We start from the raw sequence: 15,405 nt of genomic DNA, 5'->3' as shown, positions 1-15,405 counted from the left end.
CCAGTGAGTCAACGGGAGTGGATCGAGAAGGACTTCTACAAGGAGCTGGGCGTCTCGTCCACCGCGACGGCCGACGAAATCAAGAAGGCGTATCGCAAGCTGGCCCGGGATCTTCATCCCGACGCCAACCCTGACGATGCGAAGGCCGAAGAGCGTTTCAAGTCCGTCAGTGAAGCTCATGCCGTTCTGTCTGATCCGGACAAGCGCAAGGAGTACGACGAGGCCAGGCGCCTCTTTGCCAGCGGAGGCTTCGGTCCCCGTGCGCAAGGTGGCGGTGGATTCAACCCCGGCGCTGGTGGTTTCGACATCAACGACCTGTTCGGCGGCGGTGCCGGCGGGCAGGACTCGGGTCTCGGAGACATCTTCGGCGGATTGTTCAATCGCGGGGGAGCGGGCCAGCGCACCGCTGCGCCCAACCGCCCGCGTCGAGGCAAGGACCTCGAGACCGAGACGACGCTCGCCTTCCGCGAAGCGGCGCTCGGTGTCACCGTCCCACTTCGTCTGACCAGCCCGACGTCGTGCACCACGTGTCACGGCAGCGGCGCAAAGCCGGGCACCAGCCCGCGAGTGTGCCCGCATTGCAACGGAACCGGCGTGGTCAGCCGCAACCAGGGCGCATTCGGATTCAGTGAGCCGTGTGACGACTGCCGGGGAACCGGCTCGATCATCGACTCGCCTTGCGAGGACTGCCACGGTAGCGGCGTCACCAACCGGACACGGACCATCACGGTTCGCGTGCCGGCAGGCGTGAGCGACGGTCAGAAAATCAGACTCAAGGGCAAGGGCGAAGCGGGTCTCCGCGGAGCTCCGGCGGGTGACCTGTTCGTCAACATCCGCGTCAAGCCGGACAATGTCTTCGGCCGTAACGGCGACGATCTGACGCTGACGGTTCCGGTGAGCTACGGCGAACTGGTGCTCGGGACGACACTGTCCGTGCCGACCCTGGACGGCCGTGTCGGAGTGAAGGTTCCGGCCGGAACGGTGGACGGACGCATTCTGCGAGTTCGCGGACGCGGCATCCCCAAGCGTCCCGAGGGGGCCGGCGACCTTCTGGTCACCGTCAAGGTATCCGTCCCGCAGAAGTTGGACGACCCGGCGATCGAAGCGCTGAAGACCTATCTCGAAGCCGAGAAGGCGAGCGGGTTCGATCCACGGGCCGGGTGGGCCGGTGCATGATGACCGAACGACCGCAGAATCAATGGGATGCGACGGTCGATCCTGACGCCCAGATCTTCGTGATCTCGGTGGCAGCCGAGTTGGCCGGAATGCATGCGCAGACCTTGCGTAACTACGATCGACTCGGTTTGGTCACCCCTCACCGAACCACTGGTGGCGGACGACGCTACTCCCCGCGTGATGTTGCGCTTCTGCGTGAAGTGCAACGGCTTTCGCAGGACGAGGGCGTCAACCTCGCCGGAATCAAACGGATCATCGAACTGACCAACCAGGTCGAGGCTCTGCAGCATCGCGTCCGCGAACTGGCCGAGGAAATCGCGAAAGTCCATGCGGGCTATCGCCGGGACCTCGTTCCGATTCCACGCAACAACGCGTTGGTGGTTTGGAAGCCACGAAACCAGCGATAGTTCAGACCTTTACGCAAACGGCTCCACGCCCTGCTCGGATTCACCTCATCGAATCCCGCAGGGTGTGGGGCCGTTTTGGCGTTTCCACCCAGCGGGAATCGGTCTGTCGAGGCCGCCCGAATATGCATAGCGTCCGCTTCCATGACTCCTCTTTTGTGCGTTTGACGTTATCCAGATCACATTCTATGCTCCAACCCAAGCAACTGCTTGCTAGATCATCAAGCGGGTGCTTGGTTGGCTGGTGCTCGAAATCAGGCGTTCCCACCGGCCGATCCTTCTTTCGTCAGGTATTCGCCTGACGTTCGGTGCATACATGTGTTCTAGGAGTGCAGACATGAATCGTCGGCCCATTCTTGTTGCGGCAGTTGCCGTGACGGCTCTGGCTCTCGCGGGGTGTAGTGGTTCTTCGGAGTCCGAAGGTGGCGCGGATTCGCCGTACCGCGTCCTGCTGACCGGCGGGATCAGTGCGCAGGGTGTTCTCGCGGCGAACTCGCAGACTTCCCTGCTGGCCACGAAGGCCGGCGTTCAGGTCCAGAACGAGGCCGGGGGCATCGGCGGCCGTCAGATCGAGCTCACCACTGTCGACGACGCGGGTGATGCAACCATCGCCGTCACCAAGCTGCGCGAAGCCATCAACTCGGGGAACAAGCCTGACCTCTACCTCAACTCGGGTCCTTCGTCGATCGCGGCTGCGGTTCTCCCGATCCTCAAGCAGAACAACATCCTCTCGCTGAGCATGGCGCCTTCTCCCGATTCCACGGACCCCTCGAAGTTCCCGCTGAACTTCGACCTGGCTCCGGGCGCGACCGACACCGCTCGCGGCATCTCCGAGTATGCAAAGACCAAGGGCTACAGCAGCGTCGGAGTCCTGCACGGTAGTACCGCTTACGGTGAACTCTTCGGCGAGGAGATGACCAGTGCGCTCGAGAAGGTCGGTCTGAAGGCTGCCGGCAACGAAGAATACGACGCCGCTGCTCTGGACATGACGGCGCAGTTGCAGTCCCTCAAGAATGCCGGTGCAACGGCAATCGCGTTGGACGCGTACGGCGCCCCGCTCGGATACGTGTTGCAGAGCCTGGAGCGACTCGGCTGGGACGTGCCGTTGATCGGCAACACGTCGGTCTCTGCCACCAACCTCATCGCCAATGATCCGCCCGCCGGCGTGCTCGGCACCCCGCAGGTGAAGAACCTGGTGACGCAGGTGTTCACCAGCACGGTGTTCGATCCGAACAACGCGCTCGTCAACACGATGGTGGACACGATGGCGTCGCTGGGCTCGATCCCGTCGACGCTGATCCTCGCGGACAACTACGACGCATTCCCCCTCGTCGCGGCAGCAGCGGAGAAGGTCGGCAGTTCGACCGATCCGAAGAAGCTCGCCGAAGCACTGGAAACCGCAGAGGTTCAGGAGAATGCCAAGACCGCATTCCTCTCGCGCTACAACTTCAGCTCTGACAACCACGGCCCGAACCCGGATACCAGTGAGCTGAAGTTCATCAGCCCGACGAAGATCCTCAACGGTCAGTTCGGAAACCCGGCTGCGTCATGACCATTCTGTGGTCCGGATTGGCGCTCGGCGCGGTCTACGTGCTGGTTGCCATCGGGTACAACATCGTTTTCGTTTCCTCCAACACTTTCAACTTCGCTCAAGCTCAGCTGATGATGGTGGGCACTTTCGTCGCCTACACGGGTCTCGTGACCCTGAAACTTCCCGTTCTCGTGGTGGCCGTCATGGCAACCGTGACCGTGATGCTCCTCGCCTCGGTCGAGGAGATCGTCGCGATCAGACCGGTGGCCGATCACCAGAACCAGCTGGTCACCACGCTTGGCGTTGCCACTCTGCTCAATGGTGCAACTCAATTGATTTGGGGTAGTGAACCTCTCACGGTTCCGTTCTTCGGATCGAACGAACCGATCACCCTACTCGGCGGCCGTACCTACCCGGTCGAGATCGCTCTGCTTGTTGCGGCGATCGCACTGGTCATCGGGTTGAGTTACGTCTCGAAGAAGACCATGACGGGTCTGGCTCTGATCGGTATCTCCGAGGATCGTGAAGCGGCGATGCTGCGAGGAGTCAACGTACGACGGTTGGCGCTGGGTGCGTTTGCCTTCTCGGGTGCATTGGCCGGTGTCCTCGGACTCCTTGTCGGCCCCAAGACGTTTGCAGTTGCGACGTTGGGTGCCGCGCTGGCCCTCAAGGGATTCGTGGCGTTGGCGATCGGCGGGTTCGGCTCTCTGCCAGGCGCTTTGATCGGCGGCCTGACCGTCGGCCTGGTGGAATCGTTCACCGCCCTGTGGGCGGGAAGTCAGTACAGCAATATCGCCGTCTTCACGGTGCTGATCGTCATCTTGATGGTCAAACCTGCCGGCTTGTTCGGCAACGTCCGAGAACGGGTGGTGTGAAATGGTAAGCGCGTGGCGGACTTTCCGTTCCCTTCCGAGTTGGATCATCCCGCTGGTCCTGGCGGTAGTGATCTTGCTGCTGCCCGTGATGGGGCTCGACCTGTCGACATCACGGCAGATTCAATTGGCCTGCATCCTGGCACTTGTGGTCAGCGGCCTGAACCTGAGCCTCGGCTTTGCCGGTGAACTGGCGCTCGGCCAGGCCGCGATGTACGCGGCGGGTGCATACACCGCGGGTCTGATGTCCCAGGCCGGTCACACCGACATCCTGGTCCAGCTCGCTGCGGCCGGTGCCGTGGCATTGGGCGTCGGCATCTTGACCGGCGTTCCCGGTCTGCGACTGGGCAACTGGTCCCTGGCGATGACGTCGTTCTTCCTGGTCCTGCTGGTACCGGACGTACTGGCGATCTTCGGCGGCAAGACCGGCGGCCGAAACGGCCTCACCGGTATGGAGCCGCCGACGCTCTTCGGCTCCGAACTCGACACCCAGCAGTACTACATGGTGGTTGTCGTGGTGACCGTCCTCTGGTTCGCGGTGATGCGCAACCTGGTGGTCTCGCGCCACGGCATCGCGTTCCGCACGCTCAAGCAGTCGCCGGTGCTGGCGTCGTCGCAGGGTGTGTCGGTGTTCCGGATGAAACTGCTCGGCTATGCGATCGGTGCGTTCCCGGCCGGTCTGGCGGGTGCGTTGTTCGCCAATACCGACCTGTTCATCTCGCCGGAAGCCTTCGGGTTCACCTTTGCGACAGCGGTTCTGGCGGCATCCATCCTGGGCGGTGCGGCAAGTGTGTACGGCGCCGTAGTCGGTGCCGCGATCATGCAGCTCGGTCCCAACCAGTCGACGGCATTTCAGGAATACTCGCTGATCTTCTACGGAGGCTTCCTGATCATCGGCGGTGTGCTGCTCTCCGGTGGGCTGACCAAGGTCGGGCGAGCGATCGTCTCGAAACTCGATCGCAGGGCCGGCCTGGGCGTAGTCGTCGCAAAGGAGAACAGCGGCGGAACACCGGAACTGGCGCCGATCAACGGCGCACGGTTGGTGGTCGACGGAGTGTCCAAGGCATTCGGTGGCAACCAGGCTCTCAATGCGGCAACCCTGACCGCAGAGGCAGGTAAGGTCACCGCGTTGATCGGGCCAAACGGTTCGGGTAAGACGACCATGCTCAACATGATCTGCGGGTTCTACACCGCGGACGCCGGCGTGATCACAATCGGTGACACGGTGGTCTCGCAGTCGTCGCCGCACAAGGTGGCGCGCGTGGGTGTGGCGCGGACGTTCCAAACTCCGACGATTCCGGAGAACATCACGGTTCTGGAAGCTGTTGCGTCCGGACGGTATTCGGTGCACCGCGCGTCGATGGCGTCGGCTGTGCTTCGCCTGCCCAGCTTCCGCAGGATCGCGAAGGCCGACATCGTCGAGGCCGAGCGTGTTCTCGAGCTCGTGGGGATGTCGCACCTGCGCAACGAGATCGCGACGTCGCTGCCCCTGGGGATGCGTCGCATGCTCGAAGTTGCTCGCGCCGTCATCGCCGAGCCGAGGGTCGTACTCTTCGACGAGGTTGCGTCCGGACTCGACGAGGACGAACTCGAACGCCTGGCGGACCTGATCCGGGTACTGCGTGATGCCGGGGCCACAGTGGTGTTGGTGGAGCACAACTTCCGCCTCGTGCTCTCGCTGGCCGACGAGATCGTGGTGCTGGCGCAGGGGCAGGTGATCGCCACCGGCGATGCGGCGACGATCGAACATCACCCGCGCGTGTTGAGCGAATACCTCGGAGTCAAGTCCGGTGATGAGGATGCGCTGCTCGAAGAAATCGGCGCGGTAGACCATCAGACCAGCGAGGTGAAGTGATGGAACCGATTCTGAAGGTCCGTAACCTGCAGACCGGGTACGGCGATCTGCGCGTCGTCTGGGATGTCTCGTTCGACGTCTATCCCGGTCAGGTGACAGCCCTGCTCGGACGCAACGGTGCAGGCAAGACGAGCACGCTCCGTGCTCTGTCCGGCCTCAACAAGGTGGCCTCTGGAACCGTCGAAATGGACGGTGCCGACATCACCGGAGTTCCCGCCCACAAGCGGGTGCGGCAGGGTATGGCGTACGTGCAGGAGGGTAAGCGGGTCTTTCACAAGCAGACCGTCGAGCAGAACCTTCTGCTGGGCGGGTACACCCGCAAGGCAAAGCGCGGCGAGCTGATGGAATCCGTCGAGTCCATGTACGAGATGTTCCCGACCCTGGGGGAGAAGCGTGCGCTTCCCGCCGGTTCCATGTCGGGCGGTCAGCAGCAGATGCTCGCGATCGGCGCAGCGCTGATGGCGCAGCCGCGGTTGCTCCTTCTCGACGAACCGTCGGGCGGGCTGGCTCCGGTGATCGTCGGTGAGGTGATGGACCGCGTCCAGCAGCTCAAGGAAACCGGCCTGGCTGTTCTGTTGGTGGAGCAGGCAGTGGAGGCCGCGATGAGCGTCGCCGATCACGTGACGGTCCTCGACATCGGCAAGGTGGTCCTCGACGCCGACGCCAAGGACATCGACGACCTGGCAGTGCTCAAGGACGCGTACTTCGGACGCATCTGATCTGCACCGATGTCACTTCAGCCCGGCCACCTCGGCCGGGCTGAAGTTGTTTTCCCGCTCCGTGGCACGGGGGCTGGCCAGCTCTGGACCATCGATCTACCGTCCAGCAAACAACCCCTGCGAGAGGCAAACTTGATGACTGCTCCCGACGTGCTCGCCCCGGCAAAGCTGGGCCCGGTGACCTTGCGAAATCGAATCATCAAGTCCGCGACATTCGAAGGCAAAACTCCCGACGCCCTGGTCACCGACGAGCTGATCGAGTTCCATCGCCGCCCGGCAGCCGGCGGAGTCGGGATGTCCACCGTCGCGTATTGCGCCGTCGCACCGGAAGGGCGCACCGAATACGGCCAGCTGTGGATGCGGCCCGATGCCCTCCCCGGACTGCGACGACTCACCGATGCCATTCACGCCGAAGGGGCAGCAGCATCGGCGCAGCTCGGGCACGCCGGCCCCGTCGCGAATCAGAAGTCGACCGGACTGCCCGCGCTGGCACCGTCGAGTTCGTTCAATCCGTTGAGCATGAGGATGATTCGCACTGCCACCACAGCGGACATCACCAGAATTGCGGCGGCGCACGGGAGCGCTGCGCGACTTGCCGTCGAAGCAGGATTCGACGCCGTCGAGATCCACTTCGGTCACAACTATTTCGCGAGCTCGTTCCTGAGTCCGAAACTGAACCGTCGTAAGGACTCCTACGGCGGATCGCTCGAGAACCGGGCTCGCGTCGTACTCGAAACTGCGCGCAGTGTGCGCGACGCCGTCGGTGACAAGATCGCGATCTTGGCCAAGCTGAACATGGACGACGGTGTGCCAGGTGGATTCTGGGTGGACGAAGCAATCCAGGTGGCGCAGTGGCTCGAGGCATCCGGAAGCGTCGATGCGCTCGAGTTGACGATGGGTAGCTCACTGCTCAACCCGATGTACCTGTTCAAGGGCGATGCGCCGATCCGCGAGTTTGCCGCCGCGATGCCGCAACCTGTTCGACTCGGTGTGCAGTTGGTGGGCAAGAGCATGTTGCATGCCTATCCGTACAAGCCGCTGTTCATGCTGGAAGAGGCTCGGCAGATCCGTGCTGCGGTGAAGTTGCCGCTCGTGCTGCTCGGCGGTGTCACGGACAAAGCGGGCATGGATACCGCAATGGCGGAAGGGTTCGAGTTCGTCGCCATGGCACGGGCACTGCTCAGAGAACCGGATCTGATCAATCGGATCGCAGCCGAATCCGATACCCAATCACTGTGCATCCACTGCAACAAGTGCATGCCTACGATCTTCAGTGGTGCCCGCTGCGTGTTGGTCGAACGCGTCTGAGCTGGTCAGCGCACACCACGTCCCGACATCCATGCGGATACCGGGTCGTGGGCCGTAGCGGATCAAGTTCGTGGTTGCTTCAACGCTCGGTTCAGTTCTGCGTGAAGACGTCGTAGGAGGCGTTCATCGTGGGGTAGCCGGTGGCCATGTAGTCGGTGAGGATGACGTGCGTCGGGTCACCGATGATGCGGGTCCCGTCGAGGGTGGGGTTGCCGGCGTAGTTGTTGGCTGCCATGACGGTCTGGACTCCGTCGGCCACGTTGTAGGTGACGTCGACACCGATGCCGCGGGGATCGCTGCTGTAGGCGGTGACGATTTCGGTCGTGTGCGGAGCCAGGTAGGAGCGGGGGCCGTTGATCCACTGTCCGTAGGGGTTGGACGCGCTGTCCAGCAGCATCGGGTTGTCGGTGTTGTTGGTGATGGTCATGGCAACCGTCGGGCCGTCCGTCGGCATGGTGCCGGCGTTGGCGACCGCCGCGGTTCCCAGTGCGGTTCCGCCGAGGGCGAGGGCGATTGCGGTGACTGCTACGAAGCGAGTGGTGTTGGTACGCATGATGTCTGCTCCTGGGCTGGTGTGTGGTTGCCGTTCTCGGCGATGAATCAATCTTGTCGCGAATCAGGGCTGCTGTATGTCCGCCGACGGGGCCGTGGCGGGGTTGAATCGCGTGTCCCCCGATCGGGGGAGGCGCAAGTGCTCGCATTGCTGGTACGGGCGTGAGAAAGTGAGCAATGCGAGAAGGCACGAAGCCGGTGGTCGGCAAGGTTTCCGTGGTGGTCGGCGACGATCACCCGTTGTTTCGTGAGGGCGTGGTTCGGGCCCTGACCGGCAGTGACCGCATCGACGTTCTGGGCGAGGCCGACGACGGCGCAGCTGCGCTCGCAATGATTCGGGAATTACGCCCGAAGGTGGCGCTGATCGATTTCCGGATGCCGCACCTGGACGGGACCCAGGTGGCAGCAGCAGTGGTTCGAGACGAGTTGCCGACCAGGGTGCTCCTGCTCAGTGCTCACGACGAATCGTCCGTCGTGTATCAGGCTCTGCAGGCGGGTGCTGCCGGATTCCTGCCGAAGGAATCCACCCGGGCCGAGATCGTGAGCGCCGTGCTCGACTGCGCCGCGGGCCGAGATGTGTTGCCGCCCAGCATCGCTGCCGGACTGGTGGGGGAGGTGCGTCGCCGTAGCGAGCCGTCCGGCCCGACTCTCAGCGCCCGTGAGCGTGAAGTTCTCGGATTGATCGCACAGGGCGCCAGTATCCCCACCATCGCCTCCCAGCTCTTTCTTGCGCCTTCGACCGTCAAAACCCACGTGCAGCGCCTCTACGAGAAACTCGGAGTCAACGATCGAGGTGCCGCCGTCGCCGCCGCGATGCGGCAGGGTCTGTTGGAGTGAACGGGAGTCACCGCAGTACGTATGTGACGTTCATGGCCGGGTAACCCGAGGTCATCGTCACCGTGACGTCGTGGCCGTCGGGGGCGTACGTTCCGCCGGCATCTGCCCTGGTCTTCGAGTTGGTGGCGCTGAAGACAAACACTCCACCGTCGTCGGAGCGGTACGTCAGCACGACGGGAAAGTCGTTCTGATTCTTGCTCGTGGCGACCACGTTGACGTTCATGTTCGGCAGGATGTAGTCGGCCGGCGGGACGATCCAGTCACCGTTCGGATTGGATGCGTCGACCAGATACAGGGCCCCGAAGCCCGAATTGCTGATCATCGCCGTCGTGACGGAAGTGTCGGTTATCGACTTCACCGCGTTCGCACCGGCGGCGCGGGCAACCAGAGCTGCCATGCTGAGGCCGGAGAAGGAAATTGCTTCGGGTCGAATTGTGTTGGTAGCCATGATGTTTCTCCTCGATTTGTCGGTCTCGGTGACCGTGTGTTTCGGTGATGAGACAACTATGGCCCCGAAATCCCTTCGGGTCTGTCCACCTACGGGTCCGAGTGCTGGATGACATCGGTGTCCCCCGATCGGTGGACACCAACGCTCTCCACTGCCGTAGCCCACCCAGCGGGAGAACCCGTTCCTCTACCAACCAGTCCACTCGTAGCGTGACCACCATGACCGATCCTGACTTCTCCACCGCACCACTCGACGTCGTAGTCATCGGCGCCGGCGTCGCTGGCATGTACGCCATGCACCGACTTCGCGAGCAGGGGCTGCGTGTCCACGGCTTCGAGGCGGGCTCCGGAGTGGGCGGCACGTGGTATTTCAACCGCTACCCCGGCGCACGCTGCGACGTCGAGAGTTTCGACTACTCCTACTCGTTCTCCGAAGAGCTGCAACAGGATTGGGACTGGAGCGAGAAGTACGCCGCGCAACCGGAGATCCTCTCGTACCTCGATCACGTGGCTGATCGCTTCGACCTACGCACTGGCTTCACCTTCGACACACGCGTTCTGAGCGCACAGTTCGACGAGGGTACTGCCACGTGGCGAGTACAGACCGACGGCGGTCACGACGTCACCTCACGCTTCGTCGTGTGCGCCACGGGCAGCCTCTCGACCGCAAACGTTCCGAACATTGCGGGCCGTGAGACCTTCGGTGGCGATGTGTTCCACACCGGTTTCTGGCCGCACGAGGGCGTCGACTTCACCGGTAAACGCGTCGGCGTGATCGGCACCGGATCCTCGGGCATCCAATCCATTCCGCTGATCGCCGAGCAGGCCGATCATCTCTACGTGTTCCAGCGGTCCGCGAATTACAGTGTGCCGGCAGGAAACACGCCTCTCGATGACAAGCGCCGCGCCGAGATCAAGGCCGGCTACGCAGAGCGTCGAGCGCTGTCCAAGCGCAGTGGCGGTGGATCGCCGTTCGTTTCGGATCCTCGCAGCGCCCTCGAAGTCTCGGAGGCCGAGAGAAACGCGGCATACGAGGAGCGGTGGAAGCTCGGCGGTGTCCTGTTCGCCAAGACCTTCGCAGACCAGACGAGCAACATCGAGGCCAACGGGACAGCGGCAGCGTTTGCCGAACGCAAGATCCGCTCGGAAGTCCAGGATCAGGCGATCGCCGACCTGCTCATTCCGAACGACCACCCCATCGGAACCAAGCGGATAGTCACGGACACGAACTACTACCAGAGCTACAACCGTGACAACGTCAGCCTGGTGAATCTCAAGTCCGCACCGATCGAGGCGATCGACGAGGCTGGAATCAAGACGGCCGATGCGCACTACGAACTGGATGCGCTGGTGTTTGCCACCGGGTTCGACGCGATGACGGGAGCGCTCGATCGCATCGAGATCCGCGGTCGCAATGGCGAGACGTTGCGCGAGAACTGGACTGCGGGTCCAAGGACGTATCTAGGCCTCGGAGTACACGGGTTCCCCAACCTGTTCATCGTCACCGGGCCGGGTAGCCCGAGTGTGCTGTCCAACATGATTCTCGCTGCCGAGCAGCACGTGGACTGGATCGCGGGCGCGATCAACCACCTCGATTCGGCGGGCATCGACACCATCGAACCGAGTGCCGAAGCCGTGGACAACTGGCTCGACGAATGCTCACGCCGGGCGTCGGCGACGCTGTTTCCATCCGCGAACTCCTGGTACATGGGAGCCAACATTCCGGGAAAGCCGAGGATATTCATGCCATTCATCGGAGGATTCGGTGTCTACTCTGACATCTGTGCAGACGTGGCAGCCGCGGGATACCGAGGCTTCGAACTGAACAGTGCGGTGCACGCATGAGTCGCCTCGAGGGTATCCGCATACTCGTGACAGGTGCGGCCGGCGGGATGGGCCGCTCACACTGCGAGCGTCTCGCCGACGAAGGCGCGTCCGTGATCGCGTTGGATGTCGTGCAGGCAAAGTCCGAGCTGGAGGAGACCGCCCAGGCGGTACGCGAGCGTGGAGGCGTGGCGGTCACCGGCGTCGCGGACATTCGTGACTTCGAAGATCTCGCCGCGGTAGTCGCCGATTGTGTCGCCGAGCTCGGCGGGTTGGACGTCGTGGTCGCGAATGCGGGCGTGTACGACACGCCGGGACCGTCGTGGACCGTCGATCCTGCGGTGTGGAACCGCTCGCTCGACGTCAATCTGACCGGGGCGTGGCACACCGTCAAGGCCTGTGTTCCGCACTTCGGCGACGGTGGATCGGTCGTTCTGGTCAGCTCGACAGCGGGAATCAAAGGTATTGCCGGAGCGAGTCATTACAGCGCCGCCAAGCACGCCGTGGTGGGCCTGGCCAGAACGCTGGCCAACGAGTTGGGCGCGGAGGGTATTCGCGTCAACTCCGTGCATCCGGGTTCGGTACGTACCCCGATGATCATCAACGAGCGAGTGTTCGCGAACCTGTGCCCGGACATCGAGAATCCCACGGAAGCAGACGCCGCTGCAGTACTGAGCGCACGCAACCTGTTACCTGTTCCCTGGGTCGATCCGGTGGATGTCAGCAATGCCGTCCTGTTTCTCGCATCCGCGGAGTCCCGCTTCATGACCGGCTGTCAGTTGGTGGTCGACGCCGGCCTGACCCAGAAAGTGTGAATTGATGACTTCTCGATTGGAAGGCAAGATCGCGCTGATCACGGGTGCGGCACGAGGAATCGGCCGGGCTCAGGCCGTGCGATTCGCCGAAGAAGGTGCGGACATCATCGCGATCGACGTGTGCGCGTCGGTGGAAACGACAGTCACCCCGCCCGCGTCGGAATCCGATCTCGCCGAGACGGTAGCCCAGATCGAGGCACTGGGGCGAAAGGTCGAATCTGCGGTAGTGGACGTTCGGGATCTCGAGGCACTACGCAGCGCGGTGGACTCGGGGGTCGAAGCGCTCGGTGGACTCGACATCGTGTGCGCTACAGCTGGTATCACGTCCTCCGACGGGGCTCTGACGATGTCGGAAACGATGTGGCAGACCATGTTGGACGTGAACCTGACCGGGGTGTGGCACACCACGACGGTTGCGGCGCCGCACTTGATCGCGCGAGGTGGGGGATCGATGACACTCACCAGTTCCATCGCCGGATTGCGGGGGCTGGTCGGAGTTGCGCACTACACCGCAGCCAAGCATGGAGTCGTTGGTCTGATGCGTTCGCTGGCAAAGGAATTGGCGCCGCACAACGTGCGGGTCAACACTGTCCATCCCACCAACGTCGACACCCCGATGATTCAGAACCCGTTGGTGCGCGGCAAGTTCCGCCCCGATCTCGAGAACCCGACGCGCGAGGAATTCGCTGCGGCGGCGATGACGATGAACATGCTTGCCATTCCGTGGATCGATCCGGTGGACGTAGCGAATGCGGCACTGTTCCTGTCCTCCGACGAGGCCCGCTACATCACGTCGGTCGCCCTGCCGGTGGATGCGGGGAGTTCGTCCCGCTGAAGTTTTGAATAGCTGAGGTTTGTCGCGCTGGGTTCCGCCACGGTGTGTAGCGTCGGTTTCACCTAACCGAAAGGCGCACACCGTGGCGGAACGACGCTATCTGGAAGTCACCGTCGGGACCAACATCGTCATGGTCCTCGACCACCGCACGGTGGAGGTCTTCGACCGCACCGCCGCGAGCACGAGCGAAGTGGCTCGCTGGCATGTCGAACACATTGCGGTGAAGGCGAAACCGTCGAAATCGGGATTGAAGCTCACCATTGGAAACCGGCTCGCCGACGACTCCATCGCGGTAGCGGGTCCACGGGCATCGCTCACCGTTCCGCCGGAGAACGAAGCCGCCGTCGTCGCGTTCTTCGACGAGGTCAAGGCCGCTCGTACGTGACTCAGTCGCCCGCTGTCGCGCGCGCGGCAGCATGGGCGCCGGCAACACGACCGAACGCGAAGGCGTCGGCAATATGGAATCCACCGTCCTTCGCCGCGCTGTAGGTGGAACTCACTGCGCCCGCCGCATACAGCCCCGGAATCGGGCTACCGGCGGTGTCGAGGACGCGGGAATGACCGTCGCGGCGCGGCCCACCGCTACTCCATCCCAGCAGCGGTGGCCCGGAGACGGCGTAGAACGGAGCGGTTGCCACCGGGGCCAAAGTTTCCGGGTTGCGGCCGAAGGAATGGTCTACGCCGTCCGCGCACGCCTCGTTGTAGCGGTGCACACTTGTTTCCACGACGGCGGGGTCCAAGCCGAGCTTCCCGGCGAGTTCGGCAAGCGTGTCCGCTTTGACGATCCAACCCTTGTCGATCTCGGCTTGATTGTCCGAACTCCACTCGTACCCTTCGTCGAGGACCATGTGTCCGACGGGCAGTGCGTCGCGACCGGGGCTCAGCTGCCCGGCCAACCTCATCGTCTCGTCGAACACAATGTTCATCGGTTGCACCGGAAAGTGTTGGTAGGAACCCTCTCTGAACACATGACCGTGCCGCATTTCGGCTGACTCGTCGGTGAAGCGTCGACCTTCCCGGCTGAGGAACACATAGTTGTGCGCGTTCCACAGTGCGAGGAAGAATCCAGTCGGATTTTCGAGGTCGCCGGGGATTCCCGTAATGGTCATCATGTTGTTCATGTGCCATAGATCCGCGCCCACTGCCTGTGCCATCCGGTGGCCGTCGCCGGTTGCCGAAGGTGAGCCCCAGATCTTCGGATTCTCCAGGCGTAGGTAATCGCGCACCATGGCCGGATTTGCTTCGAAACCTCCGGTGGCAAGGATGACACCTCGGCGCGCATGGATCTGCGAAGTTTGTTCACCCGAACGGATCTCGACTCCGGTCACCGCTCCGGATTCATCCGTCAAGAGTCTGGTGGCTTCGGTGTCGAAAAGAGTTGTGATGCCGCGTTCAGCGAGAGCGGAAACGAGGAAGCGGTAGAGAAGTTCATTGCCCATCTTCCCTTCGATGGTATCCATCCCTGCGTAACAAGAACTTCCGTCGAGTTCGCCGTACTCCGCCGTGGAATGGAAATCGCCGGTCATCGCTACAGTTGCACCCAGCCTGCGGAGCCAGTCGGACAGTCCTTGCGTATTCTCTGCCCAGGCGTCGATGACGTCGTCGGCAACGATGAACGATCCGTTCAACGAACGCAGGAAGGTTCGGGCGGCAGCCGGGTCCTGGTTGACGAACCATCCACTACCGGACAGTCGAGTGTTGCCGCCCGCGGTATCGCGTCCACTCTTCTCCAGAATCACCACCGACGCGCCGTCAGCGTGTGCTTGGAGTGCTGCGGCGGATCCGGCAGCGCCCGATCCGATGACAATGACATCGACGTTGTTGTCCATGTCACAAAGCTATGGTCGGATGGTGGCGCCTCATACGTGCCTTCCCGGTGAGCGAGAGAAGGCCTGTTCCGGACATTCGCCTGAGGATCAGTGGGTGCACATCAGGTACTCAGCTGTTGGGTCTCGACTTGAATAGCTGGACCGCACTGAGTGTTGCGACAATCGGCCAACACACAACGGCGATCCATACACTGGTTGAACGCTCGCCTTGAACGAGATCGTAAATTGCGAGGGCAGTCAGCAGAATCCCGATCCCGAATGCGATCCAGTTCAGAGTTCTGATGCGGGAGGCAGTTGGTGACGTCATTGAGAAACCCTACGCGACTTCTCGCGACCGTTCGGGAGAATTCCCAGGCAGGGAGGGATGGCGAAATACGAGTATCGCTTGCGATCTCGACGCG

At 62.7% G+C, this 15,405-nt stretch carries 15 protein-coding genes; 12 read left to right on the top strand and 3 right to left on the bottom strand.

All coding sequences use genetic code 11. The annotated features are described in order from the left end of the window. Window positions 1-3 precede the first annotated feature (3 nt). The 7 genes from dnaJ to CPI83_RS22385 all read left to right on the top strand — a co-directional run bounded on the left by dnaJ (window position 4) and on the right by CPI83_RS22385 (window position 7,865). On the top strand, window positions 4-1,176 hold the full coding sequence (dnaJ, locus tag CPI83_RS22415) for a molecular chaperone DnaJ (protein WP_019749386.1): 1,173 nt from the start codon (window positions 4-6) through the stop codon (window positions 1,174-1,176). Continuing rightward, the gene (locus CPI83_RS22410) at window positions 1,176-1,583 is read left to right on the top strand and encodes a helix-turn-helix domain-containing protein (protein ID WP_020906601.1); all 408 of its coding nucleotides are present in this window, start codon (window positions 1,176-1,178) and stop codon (window positions 1,581-1,583) included. Before dnaJ ends, CPI83_RS22410 begins: the two co-directional genes overlap by 1 nt. A 334-nt stretch (window positions 1,584-1,917) precedes the next feature. Next, entirely contained in the window at window positions 1,918-3,132 is a 1,215-nt protein-coding gene (locus CPI83_RS22405) for an ABC transporter substrate-binding protein (protein ID WP_047890168.1), read from the top strand. Then, window positions 3,129-3,986, top strand: a complete 858-nt coding sequence (locus CPI83_RS22400) for a branched-chain amino acid ABC transporter permease (RefSeq protein WP_020906602.1) — start codon at window positions 3,129-3,131, stop codon at window positions 3,984-3,986. The genes CPI83_RS22405 and CPI83_RS22400 overlap by 4 nt, the downstream gene beginning before the upstream one ends. 1 nt (window position 3,987) lies before the next feature. Beyond that, the gene (locus CPI83_RS22395; RefSeq protein ID WP_097387723.1) at window positions 3,988-5,838 is read left to right on the top strand and encodes a branched-chain amino acid ABC transporter ATP-binding protein/permease; all 1,851 of its coding nucleotides are present in this window, start codon (window positions 3,988-3,990) and stop codon (window positions 5,836-5,838) included. Further along, a complete protein-coding gene (locus CPI83_RS22390; RefSeq protein ID WP_097387722.1) occupies window positions 5,838-6,557 on the top strand; it encodes an ABC transporter ATP-binding protein in 720 nt (239 codons plus the stop codon). Before CPI83_RS22395 ends, CPI83_RS22390 begins: the two co-directional genes overlap by 1 nt. Window positions 6,558-6,689: 132 nt before the next feature. Continuing rightward, window positions 6,690-7,865, top strand: a complete 1,176-nt coding sequence (locus CPI83_RS22385; protein ID WP_024487410.1) for an NADH:flavin oxidoreductase — start codon at window positions 6,690-6,692, stop codon at window positions 7,863-7,865. Window positions 7,866-7,956: 91 nt separating this feature from the next. On the opposite strand, the gene CPI83_RS22380 is transcribed toward CPI83_RS22385, so the two are convergent. Further along, on the bottom strand, window positions 7,957-8,418 hold the full coding sequence (locus tag CPI83_RS22380; protein ID WP_019749392.1) for a hypothetical protein: 462 nt from the start codon (window positions 8,416-8,418) through the stop codon (window positions 7,957-7,959). A 176-nt stretch (window positions 8,419-8,594) separates the two neighbouring features. On the opposite strand from CPI83_RS22380, the gene CPI83_RS22375 reads away from it, so the two are divergent. After that, window positions 8,595-9,254 carry a response regulator transcription factor gene (locus CPI83_RS22375; RefSeq protein ID WP_019749393.1) on the top strand — a complete coding sequence of 220 codons (660 nt, stop codon included), beginning with the start codon at window positions 8,595-8,597 and terminating at the stop codon, window positions 9,252-9,254. 7 nt (window positions 9,255-9,261) lie between these two features. Here CPI83_RS22375 and CPI83_RS22370 read toward each other — a convergent pair whose 3' ends face one another. Then, window positions 9,262-9,702, bottom strand: a complete 441-nt coding sequence (locus tag CPI83_RS22370) for a hypothetical protein (RefSeq protein WP_019749394.1) — start codon at window positions 9,700-9,702, stop codon at window positions 9,262-9,264. A gap of 218 nt (window positions 9,703-9,920) precedes the next feature. Between CPI83_RS22370 and CPI83_RS22365 the strand changes: the two genes are divergently transcribed. The 4 genes from CPI83_RS22365 (at window position 9,921) to CPI83_RS22350 (ending at window position 13,560) form a co-directional block, all read left to right on the top strand. After that, the gene (locus tag CPI83_RS22365) at window positions 9,921-11,546 is read left to right on the top strand and encodes an NAD(P)/FAD-dependent oxidoreductase (protein WP_046379813.1); all 1,626 of its coding nucleotides are present in this window, start codon (window positions 9,921-9,923) and stop codon (window positions 11,544-11,546) included. After that, the gene (locus tag CPI83_RS22360) at window positions 11,543-12,340 is read left to right on the top strand and encodes a mycofactocin-coupled SDR family oxidoreductase (protein WP_046378128.1); all 798 of its coding nucleotides are present in this window, start codon (window positions 11,543-11,545) and stop codon (window positions 12,338-12,340) included. Before CPI83_RS22365 ends, CPI83_RS22360 begins: the two co-directional genes overlap by 4 nt. Window positions 12,341-12,344: 4 nt before the next feature. Next, on the top strand, window positions 12,345-13,175 hold the full coding sequence (locus CPI83_RS22355; protein WP_046378129.1) for a mycofactocin-coupled SDR family oxidoreductase: 831 nt from the start codon (window positions 12,345-12,347) through the stop codon (window positions 13,173-13,175). Window positions 13,176-13,257: 82 nt separating this feature from the next. After that, on the top strand, window positions 13,258-13,560 hold the full coding sequence (locus CPI83_RS22350) for a hypothetical protein (RefSeq protein WP_020906608.1): 303 nt from the start codon (window positions 13,258-13,260) through the stop codon (window positions 13,558-13,560). Window position 13,561: 1 nt separating this feature from the next. Here the strand turns inward: CPI83_RS22350 and CPI83_RS22345 are convergent, their stop codons facing one another. Further along, the gene (locus tag CPI83_RS22345; RefSeq protein WP_046378130.1) at window positions 13,562-15,004 is read right to left on the bottom strand and encodes an FAD-dependent oxidoreductase; all 1,443 of its coding nucleotides are present in this window, start codon (window positions 15,002-15,004) and stop codon (window positions 13,562-13,564) included. Window positions 15,005-15,405 lie beyond the last annotated feature (401 nt).

Origin of the sequence: Rhodococcus sp. H-CA8f (assembly GCF_002501585.1) — a bacterium.
In the GTDB taxonomy this organism is placed as follows: domain Bacteria; phylum Actinomycetota; class Actinomycetes; order Mycobacteriales; family Mycobacteriaceae; genus Rhodococcus_F; species Rhodococcus_F erythropolis.
This window is presented reverse-complemented; position numbering and strand designations above follow the sequence as displayed.